The organism is Actinophytocola sp. (genome assembly GCF_045807065.1).
Classification (GTDB): domain Bacteria; phylum Actinomycetota; class Actinomycetes; order Mycobacteriales; family Pseudonocardiaceae; genus Actinophytocola.
Window position 1 is genome coordinate 1 of sequence record NZ_JBJMIE010000746.1, and the last position, 4,782, is coordinate 4,782.

General features: G+C 71.9%; 5 protein-coding genes. All 5 read right to left on the bottom strand.

Annotated elements, in window-relative coordinates; translation table 11 throughout:
* Positions 1-120 precede the first annotated feature (120 nt).
* From ACJ73U_RS43730 to ACJ73U_RS43750, 5 genes are read right to left on the bottom strand one after another with little or no spacing between them, the layout of a single operon-like run.
* Positions 121-705: an NADPH-dependent FMN reductase gene (locus ACJ73U_RS43730; protein ID WP_407783694.1), complete on the bottom strand. Its 585-nt coding sequence runs from the start codon at positions 703-705 to the stop codon at positions 121-123.
* A 34-nt stretch (positions 706-739) separates the two neighbouring features.
* Positions 740-937 (bottom strand): acyl-CoA carboxylase subunit epsilon, encoded by a 198-nt coding sequence (locus ACJ73U_RS43735; RefSeq protein WP_407783695.1) that lies wholly within the window; start codon positions 935-937, stop codon positions 740-742.
* 7 nt (positions 938-944) lie between these two features.
* Positions 945-2,489, bottom strand: coding sequence for an acyl-CoA carboxylase subunit beta (locus tag ACJ73U_RS43740; protein ID WP_407783698.1), 1,545 nt, complete (start codon positions 2,487-2,489; stop codon positions 945-947).
* 47 nt (positions 2,490-2,536) lie between these two features.
* Positions 2,537-3,895: an MFS transporter gene (locus tag ACJ73U_RS43745; protein WP_407783696.1), complete on the bottom strand. Its 1,359-nt coding sequence runs from the start codon at positions 3,893-3,895 to the stop codon at positions 2,537-2,539.
* Positions 3,896-3,912: 17 nt separating this feature from the next.
* Complete coding sequence (locus ACJ73U_RS43750; protein WP_407783697.1) at positions 3,913-4,671, bottom strand: SDR family oxidoreductase; 759 nt, start codon at positions 4,669-4,671, stop codon at positions 3,913-3,915.
* Between the last annotated feature and the right edge of the window lie 111 nt (positions 4,672-4,782).

Genomic DNA, 4,782 nt, shown 5'->3' on the forward strand with positions numbered 1-4,782 from the left:
GACCCGCCCTGTGCTCAGTCGATCCCGCGGATGATGTGCTCCTCGCGGGCGTCCAGGTCATCCTCGGCGACGAGGACAGCCGAGTCGGGCATGGCTCACCTCCTCTCGTCCGCGACGAGGTCAACCGTCGTAGGGCCGCGCGGCACGGGCGTCACGCAGCGCGAAACCCCACCACGCCAACTGGTCGAGCATCGTCTTGGCCGCCGTGGCAGGCCCGGTCGGATCGACCGGTTCGCCGTTGTCGTCGAACTGCTCCCACGCGTTGTGGAAGCTGACCACGTCCCTGGTCGTCACCGCGTGCAGCTCGGCGAAGACCTGGCGGAGGTGCTCGACCGACCGCAGGCCGCCGGCCAGCCCGCCGTACGACACGAAGGTCACGGGCTTGGCGCGCCACTGCGTGTAGTGCCAGTCGATCAGGTTCTTCAGCGACGCCGGGAAGCTGTGGTTGTACTCCGGCGTCACGACCACGAACGCCTCCGCCCGTTCCAGCCGGGGCGTGACCTCGGACAGCACCCGCTCCGCGTCGGCGTCGGGCTGGCGCGAGATCCGCAGCGGCAGCGGGTGGTCGGCCAGGTCGAGGTAGTCGGCGGTCAGGTCGGCGCGGTCGGCGAGCTGCCCGAGCAGCCACCGGGCCGCGGTGGGGCCGAACCGGCCGTCCCGCACGCTGCTGTTGATCACCAGTACGCGCAGGGCGTCACGGGCCATGTCTGTTCTCCTCTCTCGTCGTTGCCGGGAAACGTCACGCGTCGCGCCAGCTGCGGGCGCCGCGCGGGCCGCGGGTGCGCTCCGGTCTGCGCCACGGCGCCGGTGCCGGCCGCGGGAACACAGGGGTGGCGCGGGGAGCGGTCACGAGTGCGGTGAGGACCGCGGTCAGCGCGGCCAGCTCGGCGGCGTCGGGCTGGCCCCTGGTGATCCGGAAGAAGGGCTCGGCGTTCATCGCGGACCTACTGGGGTGGGTTGCCGTGCTTGCGGACCGGCAGGTCGGCGTGCTTCTCGCGGAGCATCGCGAGTGCGTCGACGAGCACCTTCCTGGTGTCCCCGGGATCGATCACGTCGTCGACCAGACCGCGTTCCGCCGCGAAGTACGGGTGCATCAGCTGCGCCCGGTACTCCTGCATCTTCTGCCGCCGCACGGCATCCGGGTCCTCGGCGGCCGCGATCTCGCGCCGGAACACGATGTTGGCCGCGCCCTCCGCGCCCATCACGGCGATCTCGTTGCTGGGCCACGCGAGCGCGAGGTCCGCGCCGATCGAGCGGGAGTCCATGACGATGTAGGCCCCGCCGTACGCCTTGCGCAGCACCAGGGAGATCCGCGGCACGGTCGCGTTGCAGTAGGCGTACAGCAGTTTCGCGCCGTGCCGGATGATCCCGTTGTGCTCCTGGTCGACACCGGGCAGGAAACCCGGCACGTCGACCAGGGTCACCAGCGGGATGTTGAACGCGTCGCAGAACTGCACGAAGCGGGCGGCCTTCTCGCTGGCGTGGATGTCGAGCACCCCGGCGAGCACCGCGGGCTGGTCCGCCACGATGCCGACCACCTCACCACCGAGCCTGGCGAGCACGCAGACCACGTTGCGCGCCCACGCCGGATGCACCTCGAACCACTCGCCGTCGTCGACGATCTCCTCGATCACGTCCCGGATGTCGTAGGCGCGTTCCGGGCTGTCGGGCAGCACGTCCACGAGGGCGTCGGTGCGGCGGTCGGCCGGGTCGTCGCACGGCGCGGACGGCGGCAGCTCCCGGTTGTTCGACGGCAGCAGCGAGAGCAGGTACCGGACGTCCGCGAGGCAGGTCCGTTCGTCGTCGTAGGCGAAGTGGCACACACCCGAGGTCCCGGCGTGCACGTCCGCGCCGCCGAGCCCGTTGTGGGTGATCCTCTCCCCGGTGACGGCCTGCACCACGTCCGGTCCGGTGATGAACATCTGGGCGGTGTCGCGGACCATGAACACGAAGTCGGTCAGGGCCGGGCTGTAGGCCGCGCCGCCCGCGCACGGGCCGAGCATCACGCTGATCTGCGGGATGACCCCGGAGGCGCGGACGTTGCGCTGGAAGATGCCGCCGTAGCCGGCGAGCGCGCAGACGCCCTCCTGGATGCGCGCGCCCGCCCCGTCGTTGAGGGACACCAGCGGGGCGCCCGCGGCCAGGGCCATGTCCATCACCTTGTGGATCTTGGCGGCGTGCGCCTCGCCGAGCGCGCCGCCGAAGATCCGGAAGTCGTGGGCGTAGACGAAGACCGTTCTGCCGTGCACGGTGCCCCAGCCGGTGACCACGCCGTCGGTGTAGGGCCGCTTCGCCTCGAGGCCGAAGCCGCTCGCGCGGTGCCGGCGCAGGGGCTCGACCTCGTGGAACGAGCCCTCGTCGAGCAGCAGCGCGATCCGCTCGCGTGCGGTCAGCTTTCCCTTGGCGTGCTGGCGTTCGGTGGCCGCGGGGTCCGGTCCCTGGTGCGCCTCGCCCTTGATCAGCTCCAGTTCCCGCACCCGTTCCCGCATGGTCCACGCCACCGGCGGGACGGAGGTGTTCTGTACCGCGGTGGACATCAGTGGGTCAACCTCCTGCCGAGGACGTTCGACGTGTGTGCGATGGCCGGCGCCCCGGCGAGTGCCCCCAGCACGCCGACCGCTGTGACCAGCCACAGGGCGGGCCGGTACCCGTTGGTGGCCGCCGACAGCGCGGCGACCAGCGCCGTCAGCACCGCCGCGGCGGTCTGCACGGCGGTCTGGTAGATCCCGCTCGCCACCGGCCGGTCCGCCGCCGGCAGACCGGCGGTCGCCTGCGCGTTCAGGGCGGTGAAGCACAGCACGAAGCCGATCCCGACCAGCAGCATGGTGGGCAGCACGCCGGTGACGTAGCTCGCCGGCCCACCTCGCCACAGGTAGAGCGCGTAGCCGGCCGGTGGGGCGAGCGCACCGAACGCGATCAGGTGGTCGGTGCCGAACCGGCTGAGCATCCGCCCGGCGAACGGGGCGGCGACCGCCAGCGGAACGCTCGCGGGCAGCATGGCCAGCGCGACCGTGAGCGGCGACCAGCCGGCGGCCTGCCACTGGACCGTGCAGATCACCAGCAGGCCCAGGTACGAGCCGTTGAGCGCGGCCGCCCCGAGCATCGCGCGGACCAGCGGCGGGGAGGTGAGCACGTGACCGCGCACCAGCGGCCACTCACTCGACCGCTCGGCGAGGACGAACGCGCCCAGCAGTACCGGGACCAGCGCGACGGCGGCGAACGCGTCCCAGGCGTGCGCCGGGACACGCAGGATCCCAGCCACCAGCGCCAGCAACGCCCCGGCGAGGCAGGCGGCACCCGCGGCGTCGGGCCGGCCGAACAGCCGGCCGCCGTCCCCGGGCACGAACCGCAGCCCGAGGACGAACAGCAGCAGCGCGGCGGGAGCCGGGAACACGACCGCCCAGCGCCAGTCCACCGTCGTCAGCAGGCCGGACAGCACGAGACCGGTGGCGAAACCGCTCGCGCCCATCAGCGTGTAGACCGACAGCGCGCAGCCCCGGTCCCGGGTGTCGGTGAACGCGGTCATGATGATCGCGAGCCCGGTGGGCGCGGTAAGTGCCGCGCACACCCCGCGCACGAAACGGGTCGCGATCAGCACGGTCGGGTCGGTGGTCGCCGCGCCGAGCACGCACGCCACCGCGAAGAGGGCCAGCGCCCCGAGGTAGACCCGGCGCCGGCCCAGCCACGCCACGAGCTGCGCGCCGAACAGGACCAGCCCGCCGAACCCGGCCGCGAACCCGCTGACCAGCCACACGGCCGTGGTCAACGGCAGGCCGAGCCGGTCCGCGACCGCCGGCAGGGCCACGACCATCGCCGAGACCTCGAGCGCGTCGATCAGCATCGTGCCGGCCAGCACCACCAGCAGACCCCACCGTCGCGCGGCAGTGGTGAACATCGTTCGTCCCTTTCGGATCAACCCAGCAACGTCCCGCCGGTGGCGTCGACGAAGGCGCCGGTCATCCACCGGGCGTCCGCGGAGGCCAGGAACGCCACCACGTCGGCGACGTCCTCCGGCTCGCCCACCCGGTTGAAGGCCGACAGCCGCGCCATCTGCTCGACGGCCTCGGGGATGTCGAACACGGGGTTGCCGTTGCGGGTGATGCCCGGCGCGACGGTGTTGATCGTGATCCCGCGGGGCGCAAGCACCTTCGCGAAGTGCAACGCCAGCTGTTCCACCGCGCCCTTGCTCATCGCGTAGGCGATCTCGTCGGGGTTCGCCACCCGGGTGAGACCGCTGGAGATGTTGACGATCCGGGCGCCGTCGGCGAGGTGGGCCATGGCGCGCTGGATGATGAAGAACGGGGCCTTGGCGTTCACCGCCATCAGCCGGTCGAACTGCTCCGGCGTGGTCTCGCCGGCCGGCGTCCCACCCATCACCCCGGCGTTGTTGACCAGGATGTCCAGCTCGGTCGACCCGGTCCGTTCGGTCAGCCCTTCCGCCAGGCCATCGAACAGCACGTCGACGCCGTCCGGTGTGCCCAGGTCGGCCTGGACCGCGAACGCGCGGCCGCCGTCCTTCTCGATCAGGGTGACGACCTCGTCCGCGAGGTCGGCGTTGGTGGCGTAGTGCACCGCGACCAACGCGCCGTCGTCGGCGAGGCGCCGGGCGATGGCGCGCCCCATGCCTCGGCTGGCGCCGGTCACCAGTGCCGTCCTGCCCGTCAGTCTCATGTCCCTTCTCTCCTCGTTGATCACCAGCGGTGTGGCTGCCTTCGGTCTCGTTGCCTTCGGTCTTGTTGCCTTCGGTGTTGCTGTCTTCGGTGGTGCTGTCCTCGGTGGGCC

Coding starts and splice junctions, on each gene's coding strand:
- ACJ73U_RS43740 (WP_407783698.1), bottom strand. CDS start 2,489: ATGCGGGAACGGGTGCGGGAACTGGAGCTGATCAAGGGCGAGGCGCAC.
- ACJ73U_RS43730 (WP_407783694.1), bottom strand. CDS start 705: ATGGCCCGTGACGCCCTGCGCGTACTGGTGATCAACAGCAGCGTGCGG.
- ACJ73U_RS43745 (WP_407783696.1), bottom strand. CDS start 3,895: ATGTTCACCACTGCCGCGCGACGGTGGGGTCTGCTGGTGGTGCTGGCC.
- ACJ73U_RS43750 (WP_407783697.1), bottom strand. CDS start 4,671: ATGAGACTGACGGGCAGGACGGCACTGGTGACCGGCGCCAGCCGAGGC.
- ACJ73U_RS43735 (WP_407783695.1), bottom strand. CDS start 937: ATGAACGCCGAGCCCTTCTTCCGGATCACCAGGGGCCAGCCCGACGCC.